This is a genomic window from Kitasatospora sp. NPDC057904, assembly GCF_042887925.1.
Classification (GTDB): Bacteria; Actinomycetota; Actinomycetes; order Streptomycetales; family Streptomycetaceae; genus Kitasatospora.
In genome coordinates this window covers 774,337-798,990 of record NZ_JBHVOL010000002.1, presented here as the reverse complement: position 1 = coordinate 798,990, position 24,654 = coordinate 774,337, and the positions used below count along the sequence as shown (strand labels likewise).

The following is a 24,654-nucleotide window of genomic DNA, read 5'->3' as shown; positions in this document are numbered from 1 at the left end:
CTCTGTGGGGTGGGTGGTTAAGACCGTTGGCAGTCTGAAAATCACCCGTCACGCCCCTCTCCGCGGCCACCCCCTCCGCCACCCCCTCCCGCAGCGCACCCTCTCGCTGGGGAGGGATGAGGGGTGGGTGGGAGGTTGAGGTGAGTGGGTCGGGTGGGTGGGGTCGGGGGTGGGGGGTGGGTCTTTTTTGCAGGTAGAAATGAGGGATGGGGCAGAAGCAGGGTGAGACTCGTGATCGGCGTACGGTGCTCGCGGACGCGGCGATCGGTGTGCTGGCCGACGCCGGGGTTCGGGGGCTGACGCACCGGGCGGTGGATGCGGCGGCGGGGTTGCCCGTGGGGACGACCTCGGCTTACCTCCGCACGCGGCAGGCGTTGCTCACCGCTCTTGTTCGTCGCCTGGTGGAACTGGACCAGGGGGAGCTGCAGTTCCTGGGGGAGCAGGCTCCGCCGATCGGTTCGGTGGATGAACTGGTCGCCGGGATCGGGGAGTTGATCCGGCGACGGCTCACGGGGGAAGGGCGGCGCCGCTCGTTGGCGCGTTATGCGTGTGCCGTGGAGAGCGTCCGTGATCCCGAACTGCGCGAGATCCTCGTTCCCCGGGAGAACGCGGGGCGTGCCCGCGTGCGGGCCTTCCTCGTTGCGCAGGGGGTCGTCGCGCCTCTTGAGCGCACGACGACCCTCCTGGCTTGCATCGACGGGCTGGTCTTCGACCGGCTCGTGGGGGGTGGTGAGGTCGGGGAGGACGAGATTCGTGGCCTGGTCTCTGCCGCGCTGCGGGGAGACTAGGGGAGTCTCAGGAGGCCGTGATTTCTATCTCGTGGACCTCGTTGCGTGCCCCTGCGGGTGGCTGTACTCGGCCCGCGCTGTCGGTCGCCCGGCTGCGGATGCGGTGCGGCCCGGGGGTGAGGTGGTGGGTGAGGGCGAAGCGCTGCCAGGTGGGGTGGGTGCCGCGTGGTTCCAGGGTGGCTCGCTGCCATGGGCCTTCGTCTATTGCTACGTCGACGGTCGCCACGTCGGTGTAGCTCCAGGTGCGGCCTGCCAGTTCGGTTGTTCCGGCGGGTACGTGGCGGGGGGTCAGCAGTTTGCTGTTGACGTCGATCTCGCGGGCCGGGCGGGGTTCGGTCTCGCCGGGGTGGGTGCGGGTGTAGAGGCGCGTGGTGAAAAGGTGGTCCGGCCGCTCCGCGGCGAGCACGATGCGGGTCAGCCACTTGACCGAGTTGGTGGTGAACATCCGGGGTGCCACCGCGCGGACCGGGAAGCCGTGTTGGGGCAGCAGCGGTTCGCCGTTCATCCGGTGGGCGAGGAGGACTTCGGCGCGTGCCTGCTCCAGGGGGAGGTCCTTGAGGTAGGCGATGTCGTGCTCGTCGGCGAAGCTGCCGGTGTCGGCGCCCTCCAGCCAGACGTGCCGGGCTTCGGGGCGCGGGCCCGCCAGGTCCAGCACGGTGGACAGCGGGACTCCGGTCCAGTCCAGGTTCGCGACGGCGCGGGTCGGCACGTCGGGGTGGAGCGGGTTGCCCAGGCACTCGTGGACGGCGGTGAGGTGCGTCTGGGGGAGGGCCAGGAGGGTGGGGAGGTCCAGTTCGAGGGGGCGGTCGACCAGGCCATCGATCGTCAAGCTCCAGTCGGAGGCCTCCAGTTCGGGGTGCTTGCCGAAGTGCGTGCGGACGAAGACGCGGTCGACCGGGGTGATGAAGCTGTCGGGGGTCGTCGGGTCGGCGGGGCGGGTGTGCTGGGTCACGTGTCACGACATCCTTGGTCAGGTGGTTCGGTGGCGCACGTTAACCGAACGGTGAGCTTGCGTCAGGTCATTTCGGCGGCGACGCCGGCCGGCGGCACGCGCAGTCGTGGCCGGCGGTCTCGCCGTCCACCACGAGGACGACCTCCCGCGGCCGGCCGACGGGTAAATCGACCGTCAAGTCCGGCTATTCACAGAATAATTCACAGCTGATTTGCGGTGCCACAAGGTCTTCACACGGAGATCACGGGCTGACAGGCTGGGGCCGCCCTTGCATCCCGGAGGAGGTTCCTTGTCCCGCATATCCACGCTGGCCGGAGCGGTCACCTGTGCTCTCGCCCTGGTCACCGGCAGCGCCGTGGCCGCGTCCGCCGCCCCGATCGACCTGGCGCCGACGGCAGAGGCGAAGGTCGATCCCGTCGCCTGGAAGCCGTGCAACCCCGATCCGAGCAAGCCGGACCCGGGCATCTACGACTGTGCCGTCTACCCGGTGCCGATGGACTACGACAACCCGGACGGCGAGAAGGTCGGCATCGCGATGATGCGCCGCCGGGCGAGCGACCCGGCGAAGCGGATCGGCTCGCTGTTCATGAACCCCGGCGGCCCGGGCGGCAGCGGCTACCTGTGGGCCACCACCACCCGCTTCGGGGCGGAGGTCCAGTCGCGCTTCGACCTGGTCGGCTTCGACCCGCGCGGCGTGGCCCGGAGCCAGGCGCTCAAGTGCTTCAAGACGCAGGAGGAGGCGGACGCCCTCCAGGCCCGGCTGATCGGCGTGCCGCTCACCAAGGCCGAGGTCAACCAGACCCTGGACGCCGACCAGGACTACACGGACGCCTGCAGCAAGAACGCCGGCCCGCTGATCGAGCACATGTCGACCATCAACGTGGTCCGTGACCTCGACCGGATGCGCCGCGCCGTCGGCGACTCCCAGCTCACCTTCGCCGGCTTCTCGTACGGCACCCTGATCGGCTCCACCTATGCCGCCATGTACCCGAACAAGGTCCGCGCGGTCATCGTCGACGGCAACGTCGACCCGGACCTGCGCCTGAGCGACGGCCTGGAGTACGACCGCCAGCGCGCCGGCGGCTTCGAGATCGCCCTGGACGAGTTCCTGAAGCGCTGCCAGACCGCGGGCGCCCCGCGCTGCGCGTTCGGCGAGGGCGACACCCGGGCGAAGTTCGACGGGCTGCGCGACCGCCTGCACGACGGCCCGGTCACGCTGGCCGACGGCAGCAAGGTCACCCTGAGCACCTTCACCGACCAGGTCGCCAACGCGCTGTACTCGCAGTCCCGGCTGGCCGGCCTGGCCAAGCAGCTCCAGGCGCTGTACCAGGCGGTCCAGAAGCCCGCCGCGGCCACGCTGCTGGCCCCGAAGGCCGCCGCCGCCGACGACGCCAAGGGGCTCGCGGTGGCCGTGCCGCACGCGCTGCGCGAGGCGCCGGCGGACTCGGAGTACACCGGCGACGACTCGTACCTGGCCGTCAACTGCCAGGACAAGCCGTACCCGTCGAACGACCGGGCCTTCGCCAACGCGGCCCGCAAGTGGGAGAAGGAGTCGCCCACCTTCGGCCGCTTCCAGGCCTTCGACGCGCCGGCGTGCGCGAGCTGGCCGGCCCCGGCGGTCGACGCCGAGCGCTTCGCCGGCCCGTGGGACCGCAAGAGCGCGAACACCGTGATGGTGATCGGGAACCTCTACGACCCGGCCACCCAGTACAAGTTCGCGCAGCGGATGCAGGAGGAGCTGGGCAACGCCGTGCTGGTCAGCGTCGACTCGATCGAGCACTGCGCGGTCGGCCGCAGCAAGGCCCTGAACGAGCTTGTCACCCGCTACCTGGTGGACCAGAAGGTGCCGGCGGCCGGTCAGCTGCTGAAGCCGGACCTGGACCCGTTCCCGGCGGTGTGACGGCCTGAGCCGATTCGAGCGTGCGGCGGCCGGCGGACATTGTCCGCCGGCCGCCGTATTCGTGCCGGTGATGCCGGTCGATTCGTGGGGGAATGAATTCGGGGGATTATTCCGGCGCGCGCAGTCGGCTTTCGCGCGCGGGGGTGACGGTCGGGCCACTGGGGGTGCGGGCGGCGGAGGTCTGGCGCAGGGTCGACGTATGACTGGTGTTGTGGTGATGCTGGAACTCGAACCGTCCACGGAGGTCCTGGACGCGGGCGAGGTCGACCTGAGTGCCCGGGTGCGGTTCGTGCACGCGGCGGCGGCCGACCCGGACGTGCCGGAGGACCCGGGTCCCGTCACCTTCTGCGGGCTCGACACGGCCGGCCTGGAGCGCGAGCCCTACCGGCCGTCCGGGCCCGGCGAGCCGTGGTACCCGCCGTCCCAGCGGACCCGGCGGTGCCGCGAGTGCGAGGCGGCGCTCCAGGCCGGTTAGTCGAGGATCCTGCCGTCGCTCAGCTCGATCACCCGGTCGGCGAGCTCCATCAGCGTCTGGTCGTGGGTGGCGACCAGTACCGTGACGCCCTCGCTGTGGACCACGGCGCGCAGCAGCTGCATGATCGCGCGGCCGGTCTCCGAGTCGAGCTGGCCGGTGGGCTCGTCGGCGATGATCAGGCCGGGTTCGTTGGCGAGGGCCCGGGCGATCGCGACGCGCTGCTGCTGCCCGCCGGAGAGCTCGCCGGGCCGCTGGTTGGCGTGCTCGGCGAGGCCGACGAGGGCGAGCAGGGCGCGGGCGCGCTCCTCGCGCTCGGCGGGGGCCGTCTTGCGCAGCCGCATCGGCACGCCGACGTTCTCGGCGGCGGTGAGCATGGGGATCAGGCCGAAGGACTGGAAGACGAAGCCGATCCGCTCCCGGCGCAGTGCCAGCCGGCCGTCCTCGTCGAGGCCGCCGAGGTCGGTGCCGTCGAGGGCGATGGTGCCGCCGGTCGGCGCGTCCAGGCCGCCGACGAGGTTGAGCAGGGTGGTCTTGCCCGAGCCCGAGCGGCCCTTGAGGGCGGTGAGTTCGCCCCGGCGGATCTCGAACGAGACGCCGCGCAGCGCGTGGACCGTCCGCTCGCCGCTGCCGAAGCTCCGCCGGAGGTCGGTCACGGCCACCATCGGTGCGGTGGCGATGACGTCCGGTTGCTGCGTCATGTGACGTCTCCCTTCGTTATCCGATTGTCGAACCCGCGGTCGCGGTTTGTGCGTTGAGGTCCCCGCGCGGACCGAATTCCTGAACTGTGCATGGCGTACTGACGATGTGTGGAGTCGTGGTGCAAGGAATTTGCTCACTACTCACCTGATTCGCGCAAGTCCCTTCCGTTCGTTGAACGAATCTGACAGCATCGTCCGCTATCCGGCGATCATGCGCCGTGGACGTACGGGGGAGGAACTCGATGCTCGGCTTCGTCGTGCGCCGGCTGCGCGGACGGCTGCCGCTGGCCGCCGCCGTCCTGCTCACCGTGCTGATCACGACGGCCGTGCTGACGGCGCTGGTCGCGTTCAACCGGAGCGTTGGCGACGCCGGACTGCGCCGGACGCTCCAGGGCCCCGGGCACGCCCGGACCACCGTCCTGGTGACGGTCGAACACGGCCTCGACCGGCAGGCGAAGGACGACCCCGCGCTCGACGCCTACCGCTCCGCGCTCTTCGGCTCCCTGCCCGTGCAGACCCAGGGCGTGCTCCGCAGCCGCTCCTACGGCCTGCCGGGAACCGGCGAATCCGGCGGCACGGCCAAGGTCGACCTCACCGTCCTCGCCGACCTCGACCGCGGCCGGGTGCGCCTGCTCGCCGGGGCCTGGCCGGGCGCCGCCACCGGGCCGGTCCCGCAGGCGGCCGTCCCGCAGACCACGCTGACCCGCCTCGGCCTCGCCCCCGAAGCCCTGCCCGCCGACGTCAGGCTGGACGACCGCTCCTCGGACGCCCCGCTCACCGTCCGCATCACCGGCGTCTACCGCGCCCTCGACCGGACCGACCCGTACTGGCGCCTCGACCCGCTCGGCGGCCGGGAGGTTGCCGCCGGCGGCTTCACCACCTACGGACCGATGCTCGTCGACCGCAGCGCCTTCACCACGGGCGGACTCCCGCAGGACGGCCGCGGCTGGCTGCTCGACGCCGACTTCGCGGGCGCCGACGAGGCCGGCGCGAAGGCCGTCGGCGACCGCGCCCAGGGCCTCGCGGACCGCCTGCGGGACCGCGCAGGACTCCAGGCGACCACCGAACTCCCCGACGTGATGCACGAATTGGCCTCCAGCCTGCTGGTCGCCCGGTCCACCCTGCTGATCGGCGCCCTCCAACTGAGCGTCCTCGCCGCCGCGGCCCTGCTGCTCGTCGTCCACCTGATCGCCTCCCGCCAGGAACGCGAGAACGAACTGCTCGCCGCCCGTGGTGCGTCCGGCGGCCGGATCGGCGCCTTCACCGCCGTGGAATCGCTGCTGCTCGCCCTGCCCGCCGCCGCGCTCGCGCCGCTGCTCACCCCGTTCCTCGTCCGCGCCCTCGCCGGCCGGGTGACCCTCGACACCGGGATCAGCCGGGCGCTGTGGCCGATCGCCGCCGCCTGCGCCCTCGCCTGCGTCCTGCTCGCCGCCGTGCCCGGCCTGCTGCGCGGCGCCGGCGCCGCCCTGCGCGCCCGCACCGGCCGCCGCCAGGCGCTCGTCGCCGGCGTCGCCCGCAACGGCGGCGACCTCGCCGTACTGGCCCTGGCCGCCCTCGCCTACCAGCAACTCGCCCAGTACGGCGGCGGGTTGTCCACCGACTCCAGCGGCCGCCTCGGCGTCGACCTGCTGCTCGTCGCCACCCCGACCCTGGCGCTGTGCGCGGGCACCCTCGTGGTGCTGCGCCTGCTGCCGCTCGTCGCGCGCCTCGGCGCCCGGATGGCCGCGCGCGGCCGGGGCCTCGGCCCGGCCCTGGTCGGCTGGCATCTCGCCCGCCGGCCCGGCCGGGCCACCGGGCCGGTCCTGCTGCTCGTGATGGCGGTGTCCACCGGTGTCCTGGCGCTCGGCCAGCACGCCACCTGGTCCGCCTCCCAGCGCGACCGGGCCGCCTTCGGCACGGCCGGCGGCCTGCGCATCGCCGACTCGCAGAACTCCCCGATGGGCCAGGCCGGCCGCTACGGCGCCCTGCCCGGCGGCGACCGGCTCGTCCCGGTGCTCCGCTCCGAGCAGCCGCTGCCGCAGGGCACCGGCCAGTTCGTCGCGGTGGACGGCGCCGCCCTCGCCGAGCGCGTCCCCGTCCGTGCCGACCTGCTCGCCGGGCACTCCCGCCAGGAGCTGTTCGGTGCCCTCGGGCAGCCCGCGCCGACCGGCGCGCAGGCCGGGATCCCGTTGCCCGGCAAGCCGCTGAGGATCGACGCCGACGTGTCGGTCACGCAGCAGGACGTGGCCGGCCGCCCCGACGGGCCGCGGGCCGAGCCGGTGCGTCCCGAGGCCTGGTTGCTCCTGCGCGACCGCTTCGGGATCACCTACAAGGCCGCGCTCTCCGTGCTCCCGTTCAGCGGGGACGTCCACGCGACGGCCGACCTGAGCACGCTCGTGGACGCCCCGCTCGGCTCACCCGCCGCGCCGCTGACGCTCGTCGGCGCGATCGTGTCCTTCGGCGACCGCGCCGACGGCGAGCTGACCGTCCACCGGATCGCCGTCTCCGACACCGCCGGCGGCCCCGCCGCGCCCGTCGCCGCCCCCGCCGGGTTCGGCTGGAGCGCGACCGCGCCGAACGTCGGCAAGGAGGTGGAGAAGCCCGGCCCGGCCGCCGAGCTCGCCGCCCAACCGGCCGACCCCGCAGCGCTGTTCACCCTCCGCTACCGCTTCGCCGACGGCCGCGGCGACACCCTGCGCGCCGTCCTCACCCCGGCCGGGGCCACCGCCCCCACCGGGCTCAGCGGCGTCGCCACCCGCGGCTACCTGACCGCCGCCGGGGCCGCCGTCGGCGACACCCTGCGGGTCCAGACCGCCGGGACCGTCCTCCGGGTCAAGGTCACCGCAGCCGTCGACGCACTGCCGGTCGTCGGCGAAAGCGCCCTCGTCGTCGACCTCGCCACCACCTCCCGCCTGCTCGCCGCCCAGGGCCGCGAACTGCCCGGCCGCGCCGAGTGGTGGCTGCCCGCCACCGGCCCCGGCGACCGCACCCCCGCCGAGGCCGCCGCCGCGCTGCGCGCCGCCCCCGGCGTCCAGACCGTCCAGCTCTCCGACGAGACCGCCGCCGCCTTGCTCGGCGATCCGGTCGGCGCCGCCCCGCAGAGCGCCCTCATGGCCATCGCCGTCGCCACCGCGATCCTCGCCGCGATCGGCTTCGGCGCCGCCGTGGCCGCCGCCGCCCGCGAACGCTCCCGCGACTCCGCCCTGCTGCTCGCCCTCGGCACCCCGCGCAAGCACGTGACGCGCACCGCGGCTGCCGAACAGACCCTCCTGGTCGCCCTCGGCGCCGCCGTCGGGCTCGGCCTCGGCACCCTGCTCGTCCACCTGATCGTGCCGCTGGTGGTGCTCACCCCCGCCGCCCGCCGCCCGATGCCCGAGGCGCTGATCGAGCTGCCGGCCGGCCAGGCCCTCCTGCTCGCCGCCGCCATCGCCCTCGTGCCCCTGCTGTCGGCCTTCCTGACCGGACGCCGCCGTCGAGACGTGGCCGCCCGGCTGCGCCACGTGGAGGAGATGTGACCACCCAGGCCGGCACCACCGTGCCCCGCCCCCGCGCCGGCCGGCGCCCCGCGCCCTGGGTGCGGACCCGGCTGCGCTCGGCGCCGCTGGCCGCGCTGCTCATGGCCGCGCTCGCCTTCGCCACCGTCCTGCTGGCGGCGGCCTTCCCCCGCGCCGTCGACCGCGGCGCGGACGGCGCGCTGCGCGAGTTCCTGCGCGAGCGCGGCACCTCGAACACCAGGTTGCAGGCCACTTCCGGCCTGACGCGGGAGGAGACCGCGGCCCGTCTCGACCCCGTGGCGCGAAAGCTGGCCGAGCGGATCGGCCGCGACGTGCCGCTGGCGCCCTCCGGGCCGGTCTACGGCACCACGGTCCGCGGCCGCGAGCTGAGGAACCCGGGCCTGGTCCACCTCACGGAGTCCAACCCCGGGCTCGACCTGATGTACCTCCACGGCGTCGCCGGCCACGCGACCCTCACCGACGGCGCCTGGCCCGGGCCCGCCGCCCCCGGCCAGCCGCTGCCGATCGCGATCAGCAGGGCGGGCGCCGAGACCATCGGGATCAAGCTCGGCGACGTCCTCGACAACGGCGAGGAGTTCGGCGGGCCGGTCCGGACCAAGGTCGTCGGCCTCTACCGGGCCGACGAGAACGACCCGTACTGGGACGACCTGGCCTGCCAGACCCGGGCCTGCGCGCCCGGCGGCGCCTGGACGACCGGCGGCGTCGTCGACGGTTCCACCCTCGACGCCCTCCTCGCGTGGGGCGGCAACCTCAAGGACGCCCGGAACTTCTGGTCGCTCCCCCTGGATACCCCGGTCGTGCGCGCCGACCGGCTGGGCGACCTGCGCACCGCCGTCAGCGGGTACATCACCGGGCGCGGCGCCACCGACCTCGCCGCCGAGACCGGCCGCCCGGAGCTGCGCGTCAACTCCTCCCTGCCCGACGTCCTCGACCGCGCCACCGCCCGGTACGAGGCCGCCGCGCCCATCGCCGCGATCGGCCCGGCCGGCGTGGCGGGCGTCGCCACCGTGGTGCTCTGCCTGGCCGCCGCCCTCGTCACCGAACGGCGCACCGCCGAACTGCGCCTGCTCCAGGCCCGCGGCGGCTCCCGCGGCGGCGTGCTGCTGCGCCTGCTCGGCGAGGGCGCGGTCACCGTCCTGCCCGCCGCCGTGCTCGCCACGACGCTCGCGCTGGTGTTGCTGCCCACCCCGCGCTGGGGCGGGTCCGTCCTCGCCGCGGGCGTGGCCACGCTGCTCGCGCTGCTGGCCTTCCCGGCCCGGGCCGCGCTGCTGTGGGCCAAACCGAAGGCCCCCGGCGGCTGGCGCCGCGTCATCGGCGAACTCGTCGTCCTGGTGCTGACCGGCGCCGCCGTCGCGGAGGTCCGCCGACGCGGCGTCGCCCCCGTCGGCACCGGCGTCGACCCGCTGCTGATCGCTGCCCCGCTGCTGCTCGCGGTCTCCGGCGGCGTGTTGCTCGCCCGGGTCCAGCCCGTCGTGGTCGGCTGGCTGGCCGCAGCCGCCGGGCGAGGGCGCGGCCTGGTCGGCTTCCTCGGCCTCGCCCGGGCCGCCCGCGACACCACCGGGCGCCGCCGCCCCTCGGTGCTGCCGCTGCTCGCCCTGCTGATCGCCGTCACCACGGCCGGGTTCGGCGCCACCGTCCTCGGCGACGTCGACGGCGTGCGGCTGCGCGCCGCCCGGCTCACCGTCGGCGGCGACGCCTCGCTCACCCTGCCGGTCGGGCCCACCCTGCCGGAGGAGTTCACCCGGGCGGCCGCGGCCCTGCCCGGCGTCCGGGCCGGCACCGGCGTCTGGACGGACACCGAGACCTTCCTCATGGGCACCAGGGACGGCTCCGCCCAGGTCACCCTCGTGGTCGCCGAGCCCGCGGCGTACGCCGAGATCGCGCGCACCCTCCGGTCCGGCGCCTTCGACCCGGCCGCGCTCGCAGCCGGCCCCGGCGGCCCGGACACCCCGGTGCCCGCCCTGTTCAGCAGCGCCCTCGTGCCCAAGGTCGGCGGCGGCCCCGTCCGGCTGCGGCTGCCCAGCGGCAACGAACTGCTCCTGACCGGCGCGGGCGGCGTCGACGCCACCCCCGCCCTGCCGGGCGCCTTCAAGCCCTTCGTCGTCGTGCCGGTCGGTCCGGCCACCGCCCGGCTGCCCGAACTCGGCCGGGTCAACGCCTGGTTCGGCGTCGGTGCCATCGACGACGGGCAGTTCACCGCGCTGGTCCGCGACAAGGGGATCACCGCCGCCACCGGCCTCGTCAAGGTGGTCCGGGACACGGCCGAGGCCGCCGGACGCGACTCGCACGCCCTGCCCGGGGGCTACACCGTGCACACCAGCGCCGAGGTGGCCGCCCGGCTGGCCGCCGACCCGCTCCAGCGCTCGGCGCAGCGCCTCTTCTGGGCCGCCGTCGCCGCGGCCGCCGGCTTCGCCTTGCTCGCCGTCCTGCTCACGCTCCTCCGGGCCGCCCCCGAGCGCGGCGCGATGCTCGCCCGGCTGCGCACCCTGGGCCTGCGGCCGCGCCAGGGGCTCGCGCTGATCCTCGCCGAGGCCCTGCCCCAGACCCTGGTGGCGGCCCTCGGGGGCGCGCTCGTCGCGCTGGCGGCGGTCGGCCTGCTCGGGCCCGCCTTCGACCTGTCGGCCCTGGTCGGCGCGTCCGTAGGGGAGAAGCTGACGCCCGCCCTGCTGCCCGTGCTGCTGCCCACGGCCGGGCTGACGCTCGTGGTCTGCGCGGGCGTGGTGGCGGAGACCTTCGTCTCCGGGCGGCGCCAGCTCGCCGCCGAACTGCGGGCGGGGGACCAGCGTTGAACGGGCGTGCGCGTGACGTGACCGTCGAGACAACGAAGACGACAGGAGACCAGCGGTGAAGAGCACCCCCCAAGAGCGGACGGCCGTCGCGGTCCCCACCCTCCAGGAGCTCCAGCAGCGGGCCCTCGCCGCGGCCTCGCCCAAGGCGTACGGCGCGGGCGCGGCCATCGTGTGCGACCGGCTGGTCCGCATCTTCAGCGCCGAGGGGATCGAGGTCCAGGCCCTCCAGGGCCTCGAACTCACCATCGCCCAGGGCGATCTGGTGGCCCTCGTCGGCGCCTCCGGCAGCGGCAAGTCCACCCTGCTCACCATCCTGGCCGGCCTCGACGTGCCGACCGCCGGGACGGCCACCGTCGCCGGGTGCGACCTGCTGGAGATGTCCGCGCGCGAACGCCTGCGCTACCGGCGCGAAGTGGTCGGCTTCATCTGGCAGCAGACCGCCCGCAACCTGCTGCCCTTCCTCACCGCCGCCGAGAACATCGCCCTGCCGATGCAGCTGCGCGGCCGTCGCGGGGGCGGGAACTCTCGGCAACAGGCGGCCCGGGTAGCCGAGTTGATGGAGGCACTGGAGATCGGCGACCTCGCCCACCGCCGCCCCGACGAGCTGTCCGGCGGCCAGCAGCAGCGCGTCGCCATCGCCGTCGCGATGGCCAACAACCCGCCCGTCCTGCTGGCCGACGAGCCCACCGGCGAGCTGGACTCCGAGACCGGCGCCGTCATCTTCGAGGCCTTCCGCACCGTCAACCGCGAACTCGGCGCCACCGTCGTGATCGTCACCCACGACCCGATGGTGGCCGGCGAGGTCCGCCGCACCGTCGCCATCCGCGACGGCCGGACCAGCAGCGAGGTGCTGCGCCGCACCGTCACGGACGAGCACGGCGAGGAGTCGGTCAACGAGCGCGAGTACGTGATGCTGGACCGCACCGGGCGGGTCCAGCTGCCCGTCAAGTTCCTGGAGGCGCTGGGCATGGAGCACCGGGTGGCGGTCGACCTCGCGGCCGACCACATCGAGGTCCGGCCGGACGACATCGCGGGGCACTGAGTCCTCGCGGGACGGAACAGCTAGGTCTCGCCGCCGCCCATGTGCTGGAAGAGTCCGCTCCGCTCGGCCTCCTCGCGGAGGTCGGGCGGCTCCCCGGCGCGTTCGCCCCGGGCGGCCGCGGTGCAGAGGGCGAAGACGAGCAGGGCACTGCCGGCCACGGCGAGGATGCCGAGCGCGGTCAGGACGCGGAGCCAGGTCACGGAGGTGCCTCCTGGGGACGGTGCGAGGGAACGCCGCCGGAGCTTTATCGGCACATCGGTCCGCACGGACGAGTGTCCACCTGCGGTTGTTCCCGCCGAGCACCGCGCGAGAGGTCGCCCGCGCGGGCGCTCGAAGCATCAAGGGGGCGCGTCACACCCCTTCGCGCGCCCCAAGGGCGGCGGACGCGTACCCCGGAGCGCCGTCCACCAGCGCCCGCAGCACCGCCAGGTCCGGCTTGCCCGTCCCCGTCAGCGGGATCTGCGGCAGGACCAGGATCGACGTCGGCGCGCTGAGCGGACCGCTCCGCTCCCGCACCCACCGGTGCAGCTGCTCCTTCGTCACCCGCGCGCCCGGCGCCGTCGTCACCGCCGCGTGCACGCGCTCCAGCAGGTCCGGCCCGGACGTCGCGAACATCACCGCCTCCCGGACCTCCGGGTGCGTGAGCAGCGGCCCCTCGACGTCCCGCGGGTACACGTTGTGCGCGTCCACGATCGCCATCGGCTCGCGCCGGCCGGCCACCGTCAGGTAGCCGGACGCGTCCAGGCCGCCGAGGTCCCCGGTGCGCAGCCAGCCGTCCCGCAGCACCTCGGCGGTGAGCTCCGGGTCCCGCCAGTAGCCCTCCATCACCGTCGGCGTGCGGACGTGGATCTCTCCGGTCCCGCCGGGCGGCAGCGGCGTGCCGTCCTCGTCCAGGATGCGCACCTCGGTGTCCGGGTACGGGCGGCCCGCCGTGCCGAGGAGCCGCGGGTCGAGGTGCTCGTCCGGCGTCAGCCGCGCCACCGGGCCGCACTCCGTCAGGCTGTAGGTCTGGTGCAGCACCCGCCCCAGGCGGCGCGTCGCCTCCGCGAGCCGCCGCGGGGCGGCCGGGCCGCCCGTATAGGTGACGCGGCGCAGGCTGCCGACGTCCGTCCGCGGCAGCATCGGGTGGTCCAGGACCCGGTACAGCAGGTGCGGCGGGAGGTGGACCCGGGAGACGGCGTGCTCCTCGACGGCGGCCAGGACCGCGTCCGCCGAGAAGCCGTCCTGGAGCACCACCGAACCGCCCGCCGCGAGCGCGAGGTCCGCCGACGTCCCGCCGCCGTGGCCCAGCGGCGTGCACAGCAGGAACACCGACGCGGCCGGCAGCTCGGGCCTCGACGGGCGGGCGAACCGGCGCACCACGCCCTTCGGCCGTCCGGTCGTGCCGCTGGTGAACCGCACCGCCATGACGTCCTCCGGCCGGCCCCGGGGCGCGAGCGCGGCGGGGGACAGCGGCGCGGCGAACTCCAGGAGGTCCGTCCCGAGGTCCGTCGGGCCGAGCGCGAACAGGCCGGCGGCGGGGAGGGCCCGGGCGATGTGCGCGGCGGCCGTCCCGAAGCGCGCCGGGTCGAACACCAGCGCGTCGGTGCCGGCGAACGCGGCCGTCGCGACCTGCTCGGCCACCGGCCGGTCCAGGTACAGCGCGGCCACCCGGCAGCCGAGCACGTTGGCGGCCAGCCGCACCAGCACCGTCTCCGGCCGGTTCCCGGCCAGCACCGTCACCCCGTCCCCGCGCCCCAGCCCGGCGCCCTCCAGCGCACGCGTCATGCGGTGGACGGCGTCGAGGCACTCCTGCCCGGTCAGCGCGTGCTCCCCGCAGCGGATCGCCACCCGCCCCGGATCGCGCGCCAGCCCCGCCAGCACCAGCCCGGTGTACGTCGCGGTCACGTTCGGCCTTCCTGGTTGTCGACGACCGGTCGTCGATGACCGGCCGTCGATGAACTGACGCACCATCATGTCGGTAGGCGGCGCGATGATGGCGCGCGGGGCTGTTATGGTTCCCGGTCGAGTACGAACGGGGGCCGGATGGGCAGCACGACGGACGGGACGCGGGTGTCGCCGCGCGGGGTGGTCGACCTGCGGGGCGCGGACGGGCCGGGGTTCACGGTGCGGTACCCGGCGGGCGCGGTCGTGGTCGTCTCGGGGCTGCCCGGCGCGGGCAAGAGCACGCTGCTGCGGCGCTGGTCGGCGGCGGCTGCCGTCGCGGTGGTCGATCCGCGGGCCGTCCACGAGGCGTGCGAAGCCGTCATGCCCGCGTGGCTGCCGTACGCCGCCTACCGGCCGTGGGCCCGGTTGCGCCACGTGCTGCTCCTGCGGAGTTCCGTCCGGCGGGGCGGCCCGCTGCTCGTGCACGACTGCGGCAGCCGCGCGTGGATGCGGCGGTGGCTCGCGCGCGAAGCCGGCCGCCGGGGGCGCGAGTTGCACGTCGTCCTGCTCGACGTCGGCGCCGCCGCGGCCCTCGACGGCCAGCGTGCCCGGGGCCGGCACGCCTCCGCCCGGGTCTTCGCCCGCCACCGGGTCGGGCTGGCCCGGCTGTCGGCGGCGCTCGACCACGGCGATCCGGTGCCCGAGGCGGCGTCCGTGCTCCGGCTCGACACGGTCTCGCGCTCGCGAGCCACGGCGGTGCGGTTCGGCGGTTAGGGGCCGTTGCGGAAGTAGCCGGGTTTCACCGGGTTTTCACCGGCCGCCGGCACTGTCGTCCGGTAAATCCGGCCAGCCCTTTTTCAAGACCGATGGCACCCGAAGAGCCCCAATCCTGACGGAGAGGTCGTTCAGTTCCGTCGGGGTGGTGCACGGGAAGTCGGCGGGGCCGACTTCCCGTGTGCGGCCGGAGGACGGCGGCCCAGCCTGCGGTGTCAGCGCTGGATCTCGGCCCGCGCCCTTTCGGCCGGCGTGCCGATGTTCCAGAAGCGGACGGTGCCGCGCGCGGTGGCGTAGGAGCCCGTACCGCCCGTGACGGCCATGTCGAGCGGGGCGCTCGACCTCTTCGTCCAGAGCGACTGCAGCGTCAGGGAGCCGCCCTCGACCTCCAAGGTGATCACGCACTGAGCCGTGACCACGCCGCCGTCGAGCTGCACGACCTGACACGATCCGCCCCCGCGCCCGATGCTGCGGCCGTCCTTGACGATGGTGCCGGAGTAGACGTCCATGTCACCCAGGCTCGGCCCGGCCGGGCCGAGGTCCACCGCCTGGTACTGGTCGTTCCGGACCGTGAGTTCGAGGACCTCGACGCCGCCCCTTCGCGGGGTGCCGGCGTCCGCGTTGCCCACCGCGACGAATCCGATCGCGGCTGTGGCCAACGAGGCGGCGAGGAACCTCTTGACCATCGTGTACCCACTGCTGCTTCCGTTGGTGACCATGGTGGATTCCCTTCGCCGTGACCTCGTGTGCGAACTCCCTCGACGCTATGACGTGCGAGTCGGTCGTTTCCAAGACCAATCGCGTTATCGCGCCATGCTCCAGCGGGCATGATCGGCTCAGCCTTCGCTGCGCGCGCGGCGTTCGGCCTCGGCGTGCCACCACCCGGGCGGGGACGGCCCGTTGGCGGTCGCCGTCGGCTGGTCGGGGTGGAGGCCGAGCGGGCGCAGCGCGTCCGCAGGCAGGCGGACGTCGTACCAGCCGTGCCAGCGTCCGTCCGCGTCACGCCCGCAGACCAGGTTCACGAGGAAGTCCTTCGCCGGCCAGGGCATCCAGTCGACGCCCCGCTCGCGCAGTCAAGCGCGGACGGCCGCCATCGGGCGGGGGCTGCCCGGGAGGTTCTCGTAGGCGACGATGGTGATCCAGTCGGGATCGGCTGCGGTCATGTGGTCCAGGGTAGGCTCGTGGCCCTTCGCGGGGGAGGGGATTTCGTGATGGGCGACGGTGATCGACGGCGTTTGCCGGAGCGGGTGATGGCAGCCCGGCGCGGGGCTGCCGCGCACCCCGACCTGGAGGCGGCCGAAGTGCCGGCCACGCCCACGAGTTCGGTGCGCCCGGCCACGCGGAAGGACGCTCGCATGGACCGGACGGACCGGAAGGAACGGACCTCATGGTGACGATCGAGACGCCCCGCCTGATCCTGCGCCGCTGGCGGGAGGAGGACGTGGCCCCGATGGCGGCCATCAACGCCGACCCCGAGGTGATGCGGTGGATCGCCGACGGCCGGCCGCTGGAGGAAGCGGCCGCCCGCCGCTTCACCACGCTGGTCGAACAGCGGTGGGAGGAGGAGGGATTCGGCCTGTTCGCCGTCGAGGTGCGCGGGACCGGCGAGCTGGCGGGTTTCACCGGCCTCGCCGTCCCGCGCTTCTTGCCCGAGGTGCTCCCGGCCGTCGAGGTCGGCTGGCGCCTGGCCCGCACCTTCTGGGGCCGGGGCTTCGCCACCGAGGCGGCGCGGGAGGCCGTCCGCTTCGGCTTCGAGGACTGCGGCCTGGACCGGATCGTCAGCATCGCCCAGATCGGCAACACGGCGTCGGAGCGCGTGATGGACAAGCTGGGCATGCGAGTGGAACGCGAGACGACCACCCCGGCCACGGGCCGCCGCGTGCGCGTCCACGAGCTGACGCGGGAGCAGTACGACGCCCGCTGACCACGCCCGCTGACCACGCCCGCTGAGCGCGACCGCCGACCACGCCCGTCGGGGTGCGGCGAAAACCGCTGGCCGCGGGCGGCCAGGCACCCCTACGCTCCCGTGCGACGGCCGAGGACAGGGGACTTGATGAGCAGGGCCGGGATCGTACGCGGGGTCAACGAGCTGGGCGTGCGGTGGGCCGGGCACGCGCTGGCGGAGGGGCGGCAGACGCTGCTCATGCCCGCCGGCGTGTGGCCGCTGCTCGGGCTGGTGGCACCTGCGGGCAGCCCGGCCGTCCGGCGGGACTTGGCGGACGCGCTTGGGCTGCCGGCCGACGCCGCCGCCGACCGGGCGCGCCAACTGCTCGGCCTGCTGGACGAGTTGCCGGGCATATCCGCCGCGCTGGGGCTGTGGACGGCCCAGGGGGTGCGGCCCCGGCCGGAGTGGCTTGCGGGCCTCCCGGCGGACGTGATCGGCCGCCTGACCGGGGACGGCGCGCAGGACCGCAAGGCGCTCGACGCCTGGGCGTCCCGCCGCACGGACGGGCTGATCGACGCCATGCCGGTGCAGGTCGACGACGACACCCGGTTCGTGCTGGCCAGCGCCCTGACCGTGCGGACCGAGTGGATCCGCCGCTTCGACGTCGGCGGCCGGGTGGACGGCGACGCGTGGGGCCGCGAGGTCGAGTACCTGTCGCGGTACACCTCCCTGCTCGACCGGGCGGCCGTCGCCGACACCCCGGCGGGGCCGGTCACCGAGGTGCGGGTGATCGGCAGGAACGACATCGACGTCCACCTGCTCCTCGGAGAGGCGGACGCCCCGGCGGCCGACGTCCTCGCCGCCGGCTTCGGCATCCTGGCGCACCGCCACCCCCGGGTCACCGCCGACCGCCTGCCCACCGGCGCGCCCGGCCCAGGACTCACGGTCGCCTGGCGGCGCAGCTACGAGCGCGAACCGGTCCTGGGCGTCTGCGTCCCGCAGTTCACCGTCGAGGCCGACCACGACCTGCTGGAACGCCCCGACCTCTTCGGCCTCACCACGGCATGCCTCCCGTCCGTGACCGAGAGCCGCCTCCCGGGCCTCTCCCAGGACGACGAGCCGCTGTACGTCTCCAGCGCGCGCCAGACCGCCACCGCGTCCTTCGGCCCCCGCGGCTTCCGGGCCGCGGCCGTCACGGCGTTGGGCGTCGCGGCGGGGGGCGCTGCCGCCCTTCCGCCGTACAGCGTCCGCCACGTCCAGGCGGAATTCGGTCGTCCCTTCGGCTTCCTCGCCGTCCACCGCACGACGGGCCTCGTCCTCGCGGCGGGCTGGGTGACGGACCCGGACGCCTACAACGACCCGTGGGCCGCCTTCCCGGACCCGGACGACGAGATGCCCGAGTGACCCCTGGGGCCGGCCGGGCGGTCCTGCGAGACTGGGGGTGGCAGAAGATCGTCCGCTGAGAGAGGTCGCCCCGCATGTTCGGTAGTGCTGCTGTCGAGAGTCCGTGGTTCCGGCGGTTCAGTCCGAGTGACTCGGCGCCCTCGCGCGTCGTGTTCTTCCCGCACGCGGGCGGTGCTGCGAGCTTCTTCGTCGACTACGCGACCGCGCTGGCACCGCACGCCGACGTGCTCGCGGTGCAGTACCCGGGGCGGCAGAACCGGTTCGCGGAGCCCGGGATCGACTCGGTGGCCGAGCTCGCGGAGTGCGTGTACCGGGAGCTGCGGGCCTGGGCGGACCGGCCGTTGACGTTCTTCGGGCACAGCCTGGGGTCGGCGGTGTGCTTCGAGGTCGCCCGGCGCTTCGCGCGGGACGGGGTGGCCGGGCCGGAGCACCTGTTCGTGTCGGCCGGGCGGGCGCCGTCGGAGCCGCGGGACACCGAGGTGCACCTGATGTCGGACGACGGGCTGCTCGCCGAGATCGGGCGGCTCGGCGGCACGGACCAGCGGCTTCTCGCCGATCCGGAGCTGCGCGCCCTGATCCTGCCGGCGCTGCGGGCCGACTACACCGCGATCGAGACGTACCGCTGCGCGCCGGGGGACACCGTGCCGCAGCCGATCACCGCGCTGGTCGGCGACGCCGACGACCGGGCGACGGTCGCGCAGGCGCGGCCGTGGGCCGGGCACACCACGGGCGGGTTCGACCTGCGGGTTTTCCCCGGCGGGCACTTCTACCTGACCGACCAGGCCCCGGCGGTGCTGGACCTGCTCGTCGCGCACCTGCGCGGCCGGTCCGGTTCGGGCTGGTGACGGCGCCCTACCGTTCGACTACCGTACGCATCTGACGTCCAGTCGGTCGAGCCGCCCGGGAGGCGTGCATGCGTCGGATCGCCGTCGTCGGAGCGGGCCAGGCCGGGCTGCAGCTCGCGCTCGGGCTGGTCGCCGCCGGGTACGAGGTGACGCTGGTCGCCGAGCGCACGCCCGAGCAGCTGGTCGGCGGGCGGGTGCTGTCCACGCAGGCGATGTTCGGCCCGGCGCGGCGCATCGAGGCCGCGGCCGGGCTGGACCTGTGGGCCGCCGACGCGCCCGCCGTCGACACGCTCACGATGGTGCTGGCCGTGCCGCCGGGCGTGCGGGCGCTGGAGATCACCGCGACGCTGGACGAGCCCGCGCAGTCCGTCGACCAGCGGCTCAAGCTGGCGCGCTGGCTGGAGCTGCTGGCCGAGCGCGGCGGCCGGGTCGAGTACCGCACGCTCGACCGGGACGGGCTGCGCGCGCTCGCCGAGCGGCACGAGCTGACGGTGGTCGCGGCCGGGCGCGGCGGCCCGGCCGGGGTCTTCGAACGCGACGCGGCCCGGTCGCCGTTCGACCGGCCGCAGCGGTCGCTGTCCTGCCTCTACGCGCACGGCGTCGGCGCCCCCGACCCGGCCGTCGAGCCGCGGGCCCGGATGTACGCGCTGCCCGGCCTCGCGGACCTCTACCTCCAGCCGGCCCTGACGCTCTCCGGGCCGTGCGCGATCCTGCTGTGGGAGGCGGTGCCCGGCGGGCCGCTGGACGCGTTCACCGACGCGCCCGCGCCGGACGTCCAACTGGCCCGGATCCGCGCCCTGTTGGCGGAGCACCTGCCCTGGGAGGCGGAGTTCTGGCGGCACGCGGAGCCGACGGACGCGGGGGCGGGCCTGTTCGGGGCGGTCACGCCGACGGTGCGGCGGCCGGTGGCCGCACTCGGCGGCGCGCGGGACGTGCACGTGCTCGGCATCGGCGACGCGGTCGTGGTCAACGACCCGATCACCGGCCAGGGCGCCAACAGCGCCGCCCGCGCGGCCGACGCGTACCTGCGGGCGATCGTCGAGCACGGCGCCGCCGCCTTCACGCCGGCCTGGATGGCGGCGACCGCCGAGGACTTCTGGCTGCAACACGCCCGGCACACCGTGGAGTTCACCGCCACCATGCTCACCGCGCCGGAGCACGTGCAGGGCGTGTTCGCGGCCGCCGCGCGGCACGAGGCGGTGGCCCGCAGGCTCGTCAACACCTACCCGGAGCCGAGCGACCACGCGGAGTGGCTGGCCACGCCGGAGCTGACGGCGGCGTACCTGGCGGCGGCGGGCGTGCACGGTCGGTGACCGCCCGGCGGCACTCGCCGCTGCCCGCCCGCCCGGCCGCTCTCGCCGCTGCCCGCTCGGCGCTCTTGCCGCTCCCGCTCTTGCCGCCGCCCGCCCTACGGGTCGACGCTGGGAGGAGACGGCAGAGGAGGCAGGTCGTGGAGAGTGCCGCGAGCGGCCACCGGACCGTGCCGCACACGGCGGACCTCCAGGTGGAGGCGTGGTCGCCGACGGCCGAGGGCTGCATCGGCGAGCTGGTCCGCGGCGTCGTCGACAGCTTCGCCGACCTCACCGCCGCCAGCTCGGTCGGCGAGCGCGCCTGCACCGTCATCGCGGCGAGCGACGCCGACCTGCTCGCGGGCGTCCTGGAGGAGGTCGTCTACCGGATGGACGCCGACGGCGAACTCCCGACGGCGCTCGCCCTCGGTGCCATCCACGACGCGGACGGCGGCCGGACCCTGGAGGTGCGCTTCGAGATGGCCGACACCGCCACGGCCGCGCTCGTCGGCGCCGTGCCGAAGGCCGTCTCGCTGCACGGCCTGGACCTGCGGCCCGGCCCCGGCGGCTGGACCGGCCGGGTCACCGTCGACGTCTGAGAGGCACCGGCCGTGGAGATCACACTCACCGAGGAGGCCCGCCACCGCTGGCGGATCGACCGGACCCCGCCGATGCGCGTGCCCGGCGTCGTGTTCGCGAGCCGCGAGCTGCTGCCGCAGGCCGCCGGGGACAAGGCCCTCGAACAGGTCGCGAACGTCGCCACGCTGCCCGGGATCGTCCGCGCCTCCTTCGCCATGCCCGACGTGCACTGGGGCTACGGCTTCCCGATCGGCGGCGTGGCGGCGACCGACGTCGAGCAGGGCGGCGTCGTCTCGCCGGGCGGGGTGGGCTTCGACATCTCGTGCGGCGTCCGGCTGCTGGCGGCCGGCGCCGGCCGGGACGAGCTCGACGCGGAGCGGCTGCGCCGGCTGATGGACCTGCTCGACCGAGCCGTCCCGCGCGGCCTCGGGCGCGGCGGCCTGTGGCGGCTGGACGGACCGCGGGAACTGGACGAGCTGCTCGTCGGCGGCGCCCGCTACGCCGTCGAGCACGGCCACGGCGTGCCGCGCGACCTGGAGCGCTGCGAGGACGGCGGGGTCCTGGCGGGCGCCGCGCCGGGCGAGGTGAGCACGCGGGCCGTCGAGCGCGGGCTGCAGCAGGTCGGCAGCCTCGGCTCGGCGAACCACTTCCTGGAGGTGCAGGCGGTGGACGCGGTGTGGGACGCGGAGACGGCGGCGGCCTTCGGGCTGCGGCCGGGGCAGGTCTGCGTCATGATCCACTGCGGGTCGCGCGGCCTCGGCCACCAGGTCTGCACCGACCACGTCCACGCCATGGAGCGCGAGCTGCACCGCTACCGGATCGACGTCCCGGACCGCCAGCTCGCCTGCACACCGGTCGACTCGCCGCGCGGCCGGGCGTACCTGGGCGCCATGATCGCCGCGGCCAACTACGGCCGGGCGAACCGGCAGCTGCTCTCCGAGGCGGCCCGCCGCGCCTTCGCGACGGCCCTCGGGGTCGGCCTGGAGCTCGTCTACGACGTCTCGCACAACCTCGCCAAGCTGGAGACGCACGACGTGGACGGCGTCGCCCGGCGGCTGTGCGTCCACCGCAAGGGCGCCACCCGCGCGCTCCCGCCCGGGGACCCGGACCTGCCCGCCGACCTCGTCCGGGCCGGCCAGCCGGTGCTCGTCCCCGGCACGATGGGCACCGCGTCGTACGTCATGGTCGGGCTGCCCGGCAACGACGCGTTCCACTCCGCCTGCCACGGCGCCGGGCGGGTGTGGAGCCGGCACCAGGCGCTGCGGACGGTGCGGGGCGAGACGCTGCACGGCGAGCTGGAGGCGCGCGGGATCGCCGTCCGGCCCGCCTCCTACCGGGCGCTCGCGGAGGAGACGCCGCAGGCGTACAAGGACGTGGACGCGGTGGCCGCCGTCACCGAGGAGGCCGGGCTGGCGCGCCGGGTGGCCCGGCTGGTGCCGCTGGGCGTCTGCAAGGGTTGAGCGCCGTTGCTGTGCATGGTGCCGCCGGGCGTCTGCACGGGTTGAGCGCCGCGCCCGTCCGGCGGTGTTGCTCGACACCTTCCGCGGGGAAGGCTTTGATGTCCCGGGGTCGGGCCCGGGACCGGGCCCGTCGAGGGCCGTGGGGCCGCGAGCGGAGGTGCGGGCCATGCCCAGCAGCAGACCGGTGATCGAACTGCGCGAGCTCACCAAGCGGTACGGCGCCACCGTCGGCATCGACCGGCTGGACGTCGAGGTCGCGGCCGGGGAGGTTTTCGGCCTGCTCGGGCCGAACGGCGCGGGCAAGACGACCACGCTGCGCTGCCTGGTCGGGCTGCTCCAGCCCTCCGGCGGCCGGGTGCGGGTGCTCGGCCTCGACCCGGTGGCCGACCACCGCCGGCTCGCGCCGTCGATCGGCTACCTGCCCGGCGAACTGCGGCTCTACCCCGAGCTCACCGGGCAGCAGACGCTGGACCTCCTCGCCGCACTCCAGGGCGCCCCGGTGCCCCGCCGGCGCGAGCTGTGCGAGCGGCTCGCCCTCACCCGCGCCGACCTCGGGCGGGCCGTGGGGGAGTACTCGCGCGGGATGAAGCAGAAGCTGGGGCTCGTCCAGGCGCTCCAGCACCGGCCCGGCGTCGTGGTGCTGGACGAACCGACCGAGGGCCTCGACCCGCTCGTCCAGGAGACGTTCTTCGAACTGCTCGCCGAGGAGACCGCCGCCGGGCGGACCGTCCTGCTCTCCAGCCACGTCCTGCCCGAGGTGCAGCGCACGTGCGAGCGGGTGGCGATCGTCCGGCGCGGGCGGCTGGTGACCGTCCGCTCGGTCGCCGAGCTGCGCCAGGCGCGGGCGCGGCGGGTGCGGCTCGTCCTCGCCGACGGGCGGGGCGCCCGGCCGCTCGGCGCCGCCGACCGGTGGTCCCCGCGGTGGGAGGGGCAGCGCGTGGAGTTGGTGGTACCACCGGACGAACTCGTCGAGACGGTCAGGGAGTTGCTCGGGGCGTTGCCGGTGGCGGACCTCACCGTCGAGGAGGCGGGACTGGACGAGGCGTTCCTCGACCTCTACCGCAACTCGGAAGAGCCGGAAGAGGAAGAGTCGCAAGCGGACGAGCCGCCGGCGGAAGAGCCCGAGGAGCGGCCGTGATCGCGCGCACCGTCAACCGCCGCCTCCCGCTGGTCTGGCTCGCCCTGCACCGGCGGCGCCGGATGCTGCTCGGGCTGCTGTTCGGCATGGTCGTCTTCGAGACCCTGATCACCGTGATCACCAGCACCGTCCCGCACGGCGACCTGTTCGGCGCCCGCCGCACCCCGCCCGGCGCGTTCAAGGCCTTCAGCGGTTCCAACGGCGACGTCTCCATCGCCAGTTACCCGGGGCTGCTCGGCGCCGGACTCACCCACCCGTTCTGGATCGCGCTGCACCTGACCGTCATCGGCTCGCTCGGCGCCGCCGCCGTCGCGGCCGACGTCGAGTCCGGCACCATCGAGCTCCTGATGACCCGTCCGCTCTCGCGGCGCCGCCTGCTCGCCGAACGGGCCGGCGCCCTCGTGGCGGCGTCGGTCCTGCTCAACGCGGCGGCGACGCTGACCATCGCGCTCGGGGTCGCGTTCTCGCCGACGCTGCGCGCGGCCGTGTCCGAGGGCGGGGTGTTCGCGGCCGGACTGATGGGCTGCGCACTGGCGTTCGGCCTGACCGGTCCGGTGCTCGCGGTCTCGGCGTTCAGCCGCCGCCGCGCGTACGTGATCGGCGCGGCGGTGGCCCTCGGCGCGGTCGGCTTCGCGCTCAACTTCATCGCCCTGGCGTGGTCCCCCGCCGCGCCGCTGCGGTACCTGAGCCCGTTCCACTACTACGCGCCCGGCGACGTCCTGGCCCACGGGGGCGTGCCGTGGCACTCGTTGGGCGTCCTGGTGGGCGTCGGCGCGGTCGGGCTGCTCGCCGCGTTCCGGCTGCTGGAGCGGCGGGACCTGGCGATCTGACGCCCGGGCTTCATGCCTGTGGGATGGCGCGGGCGGTGCCGGCGGTGCCGGGTGCTCCGGCGGCGCCGGGCGCACTGGAGCGGGCGGCATGCGCGGCGATGGCCTCGGCGGCGGTGAGCGGGAGACCGAGGTGCCGCGCGAGGCAGTCGGGGCCGTGGCCCTGGAGCGCGAACAGGTAGGCGGTCTGCACGCGGGCATCGTACGCCACGTCGGGGGACGTGGTGGCGGCGAAGTCGCGGTGGTCGAGCAGGTACAGGCGCGGGGTGCCGTCCTGCAGGGTCAGCCGCAGCCTGCCGCGGACGATGGGGGCGTCGGCGGGCAGCGCGCCGAGCGGCGGCAGGTGCGGGGGCGTGCGGCGCAGGCCGCGCAGCAGGCCGGTGCCGCGGGTGGGGGCGTGCGACGGGGAGAAGCGCGGGAAGGACAGGCGGGTCATGGCGAACCTCCGA

22 protein-coding genes are annotated in these 24,654 nt (G+C 75.0%); 15 read left to right on the top strand and 7 right to left on the bottom strand.

Annotated features, from left to right (window positions below; all coding sequences use genetic code 11):
• The first annotated feature begins 206 nt into the window (after window positions 1–206).
• Window positions 207–788, top strand: a complete 582-nt coding sequence (locus ACFVSN_RS08905; protein ID WP_380447918.1) for a TetR/AcrR family transcriptional regulator — start codon at window positions 207–209, stop codon at window positions 786–788.
• Window positions 789–795: 7 nt separating this feature from the next.
• On the opposite strand, the gene ACFVSN_RS08900 is transcribed toward ACFVSN_RS08905, so the two are convergent.
• Complete coding sequence (locus ACFVSN_RS08900) at window positions 796–1,740, bottom strand: molybdopterin-dependent oxidoreductase (RefSeq protein ID WP_387954197.1); 945 nt, start codon at window positions 1,738–1,740, stop codon at window positions 796–798.
• A gap of 289 nt (window positions 1,741–2,029) precedes the next feature.
• On the opposite strand from ACFVSN_RS08900, the gene ACFVSN_RS08895 reads away from it, so the two are divergent.
• Both ACFVSN_RS08895 and ACFVSN_RS08890 read left to right on the top strand, forming a co-directional pair.
• Window positions 2,030–3,640: an alpha/beta hydrolase gene (locus ACFVSN_RS08895; protein WP_387954196.1), complete on the top strand. Its 1,611-nt coding sequence runs from the start codon at window positions 2,030–2,032 to the stop codon at window positions 3,638–3,640.
• 199 nt (window positions 3,641–3,839) lie between these two features.
• On the top strand, window positions 3,840–4,115 hold the full coding sequence (locus ACFVSN_RS08890) for a hypothetical protein (RefSeq protein WP_380447912.1): 276 nt from the start codon (window positions 3,840–3,842) through the stop codon (window positions 4,113–4,115).
• Here the strand turns inward: ACFVSN_RS08890 and ACFVSN_RS08885 are convergent.
• Window positions 4,112–4,813 (bottom strand): ABC transporter ATP-binding protein, encoded by a 702-nt coding sequence (locus tag ACFVSN_RS08885; protein WP_380447910.1) that lies wholly within the window; start codon window positions 4,811–4,813, stop codon window positions 4,112–4,114. The genes ACFVSN_RS08890 and ACFVSN_RS08885 overlap by 4 nt on opposite strands.
• Window positions 4,814–5,055: 242 nt before the next feature.
• On the opposite strand from ACFVSN_RS08885, the gene ACFVSN_RS08880 reads away from it, so the two are divergent.
• The 3 genes from ACFVSN_RS08880 to ACFVSN_RS08870 are packed head-to-tail and all read left to right on the top strand — an operon-like array spanning window position 5,056 to window position 12,138.
• Window positions 5,056–8,307 carry an FtsX-like permease family protein gene (locus tag ACFVSN_RS08880; RefSeq protein WP_387954195.1) on the top strand — a complete coding sequence of 1,084 codons (3,252 nt, stop codon included), beginning with the start codon at window positions 5,056–5,058 and terminating at the stop codon, window positions 8,305–8,307.
• Window positions 8,304–11,096 (top strand): hypothetical protein, encoded by a 2,793-nt coding sequence (locus ACFVSN_RS08875; RefSeq protein ID WP_387954194.1) that lies wholly within the window; start codon window positions 8,304–8,306, stop codon window positions 11,094–11,096. The genes ACFVSN_RS08880 and ACFVSN_RS08875 overlap by 4 nt, the downstream gene beginning before the upstream one ends.
• Before the next feature lie 55 nt (window positions 11,097–11,151).
• Window positions 11,152–12,138 (top strand): ABC transporter ATP-binding protein, encoded by a 987-nt coding sequence (locus tag ACFVSN_RS08870; RefSeq protein WP_380447905.1) that lies wholly within the window; start codon window positions 11,152–11,154, stop codon window positions 12,136–12,138.
• A 20-nt stretch (window positions 12,139–12,158) separates the two neighbouring features.
• Here ACFVSN_RS08870 and ACFVSN_RS08865 read toward each other — a convergent pair whose 3' ends face one another.
• The gene (locus ACFVSN_RS08865) at window positions 12,159–12,338 is read right to left on the bottom strand and encodes a hypothetical protein (protein WP_380447904.1); all 180 of its coding nucleotides are present in this window, start codon (window positions 12,336–12,338) and stop codon (window positions 12,159–12,161) included.
• Window positions 12,339–12,489: 151 nt separating this feature from the next.
• Complete coding sequence (locus ACFVSN_RS08860; protein WP_387954192.1) at window positions 12,490–14,025, bottom strand: AMP-binding protein; 1,536 nt, start codon at window positions 14,023–14,025, stop codon at window positions 12,490–12,492.
• Between the two features lie 138 nt (window positions 14,026–14,163).
• Here ACFVSN_RS08860 and ACFVSN_RS08855 point away from each other — a divergent pair, with 138 nt between their 5' ends.
• On the top strand, window positions 14,164–14,778 hold the full coding sequence (locus tag ACFVSN_RS08855) for an AAA family ATPase (RefSeq protein WP_380447901.1): 615 nt from the start codon (window positions 14,164–14,166) through the stop codon (window positions 14,776–14,778).
• A gap of 215 nt (window positions 14,779–14,993) precedes the next feature.
• On the opposite strand, the gene ACFVSN_RS08850 is transcribed toward ACFVSN_RS08855, so the two are convergent.
• Window positions 14,994–15,497, bottom strand: a complete 504-nt coding sequence (locus ACFVSN_RS08850; protein ID WP_387954191.1) for a hypothetical protein — start codon at window positions 15,495–15,497, stop codon at window positions 14,994–14,996.
• A gap of 117 nt (window positions 15,498–15,614) precedes the next feature.
• Entirely contained in the window at window positions 15,615–15,827 is a 213-nt protein-coding gene (locus ACFVSN_RS08845; protein ID WP_380492204.1) for a hypothetical protein, read from the bottom strand.
• A gap of 338 nt (window positions 15,828–16,165) precedes the next feature.
• On the opposite strand from ACFVSN_RS08845, the gene ACFVSN_RS08840 reads away from it, so the two are divergent.
• From ACFVSN_RS08840 to ACFVSN_RS08805, 8 genes are all read left to right on the top strand, one after another.
• Window positions 16,166–16,702 carry a GNAT family N-acetyltransferase gene (locus ACFVSN_RS08840; RefSeq protein WP_380500691.1) on the top strand — a complete coding sequence of 179 codons (537 nt, stop codon included), beginning with the start codon at window positions 16,166–16,168 and terminating at the stop codon, window positions 16,700–16,702.
• Window positions 16,703–16,831: 129 nt separating this feature from the next.
• Entirely contained in the window at window positions 16,832–18,067 is a 1,236-nt protein-coding gene (locus ACFVSN_RS08835; protein WP_387954189.1) for a serpin family protein, read from the top strand.
• 149 nt (window positions 18,068–18,216) lie between these two features.
• Window positions 18,217–18,912: a thioesterase II family protein gene (locus ACFVSN_RS08830; RefSeq protein ID WP_387588423.1), complete on the top strand. Its 696-nt coding sequence runs from the start codon at window positions 18,217–18,219 to the stop codon at window positions 18,910–18,912.
• A 68-nt stretch (window positions 18,913–18,980) separates the two neighbouring features.
• Window positions 18,981–20,225, top strand: coding sequence for a styrene monooxygenase/indole monooxygenase family protein (locus tag ACFVSN_RS08825; RefSeq protein ID WP_387954188.1), 1,245 nt, complete (start codon window positions 18,981–18,983; stop codon window positions 20,223–20,225).
• A 137-nt stretch (window positions 20,226–20,362) separates the two neighbouring features.
• Window positions 20,363–20,800 (top strand): archease, encoded by a 438-nt coding sequence (locus ACFVSN_RS08820; protein ID WP_387954186.1) that lies wholly within the window; start codon window positions 20,363–20,365, stop codon window positions 20,798–20,800.
• A 12-nt stretch (window positions 20,801–20,812) separates the two neighbouring features.
• Window positions 20,813–22,240, top strand: coding sequence for an RtcB family protein (locus ACFVSN_RS08815; protein ID WP_387588429.1), 1,428 nt, complete (start codon window positions 20,813–20,815; stop codon window positions 22,238–22,240).
• Window positions 22,241–22,406: 166 nt separating this feature from the next.
• Window positions 22,407–23,378 carry an ABC transporter ATP-binding protein gene (locus ACFVSN_RS08810; RefSeq protein WP_387954184.1) on the top strand — a complete coding sequence of 324 codons (972 nt, stop codon included), beginning with the start codon at window positions 22,407–22,409 and terminating at the stop codon, window positions 23,376–23,378.
• Window positions 23,375–24,208 (top strand): ABC transporter permease, encoded by an 834-nt coding sequence (locus ACFVSN_RS08805; RefSeq protein ID WP_380437138.1) that lies wholly within the window; start codon window positions 23,375–23,377, stop codon window positions 24,206–24,208. Before ACFVSN_RS08810 ends, ACFVSN_RS08805 begins: the two co-directional genes overlap by 4 nt.
• Window positions 24,209–24,218: 10 nt before the next feature.
• Here ACFVSN_RS08805 and ACFVSN_RS08800 read toward each other — a convergent pair whose 3' ends face one another.
• Window positions 24,219–24,641: a hypothetical protein gene (locus ACFVSN_RS08800; protein ID WP_387588433.1), complete on the bottom strand. Its 423-nt coding sequence runs from the start codon at window positions 24,639–24,641 to the stop codon at window positions 24,219–24,221.
• Window positions 24,642–24,654 lie beyond the last annotated feature (13 nt).

What these genes read in the sequence shown, in the direction of transcription:
- ACFVSN_RS08885 (WP_380447910.1), bottom strand. Translation starts at nt 4,813, where the DNA reads ATGACGCAGCAACCGGACGTCATCGCCACCGCACCGATGGTGGCCGTG.
- ACFVSN_RS08825 (WP_387954188.1), top strand. Translation starts at nt 18,981, where the DNA reads ATGCGTCGGATCGCCGTCGTCGGAGCGGGCCAGGCCGGGCTGCAGCTC.
- ACFVSN_RS08810 (WP_387954184.1), top strand. Translation starts at nt 22,407, where the DNA reads ATGCCCAGCAGCAGACCGGTGATCGAACTGCGCGAGCTCACCAAGCGG.
- ACFVSN_RS08800 (WP_387588433.1), bottom strand. Translation starts at nt 24,641, where the DNA reads ATGACCCGCCTGTCCTTCCCGCGCTTCTCCCCGTCGCACGCCCCCACC.
- ACFVSN_RS08840 (WP_380500691.1), top strand. Translation starts at nt 16,166, where the DNA reads ATGGTGACGATCGAGACGCCCCGCCTGATCCTGCGCCGCTGGCGGGAG.
- ACFVSN_RS08850 (WP_387954191.1), bottom strand. Translation starts at nt 15,497, where the DNA reads ATGGTCACCAACGGAAGCAGCAGTGGGTACACGATGGTCAAGAGGTTC.
- ACFVSN_RS08835 (WP_387954189.1), top strand. Translation starts at nt 16,832, where the DNA reads ATGAGCAGGGCCGGGATCGTACGCGGGGTCAACGAGCTGGGCGTGCGG.
- ACFVSN_RS08880 (WP_387954195.1), top strand. Translation starts at nt 5,056, where the DNA reads ATGCTCGGCTTCGTCGTGCGCCGGCTGCGCGGACGGCTGCCGCTGGCC.
- ACFVSN_RS08890 (WP_380447912.1), top strand. Translation starts at nt 3,840, where the DNA reads ATGACTGGTGTTGTGGTGATGCTGGAACTCGAACCGTCCACGGAGGTC.
- ACFVSN_RS08855 (WP_380447901.1), top strand. Translation starts at nt 14,164, where the DNA reads ATGGGCAGCACGACGGACGGGACGCGGGTGTCGCCGCGCGGGGTGGTC.
- ACFVSN_RS08905 (WP_380447918.1), top strand. Translation starts at nt 207, where the DNA reads ATGGGGCAGAAGCAGGGTGAGACTCGTGATCGGCGTACGGTGCTCGCG.
- ACFVSN_RS08845 (WP_380492204.1), bottom strand. Translation starts at nt 15,827, where the DNA reads ATGCCCTGGCCGGCGAAGGACTTCCTCGTGAACCTGGTCTGCGGGCGT.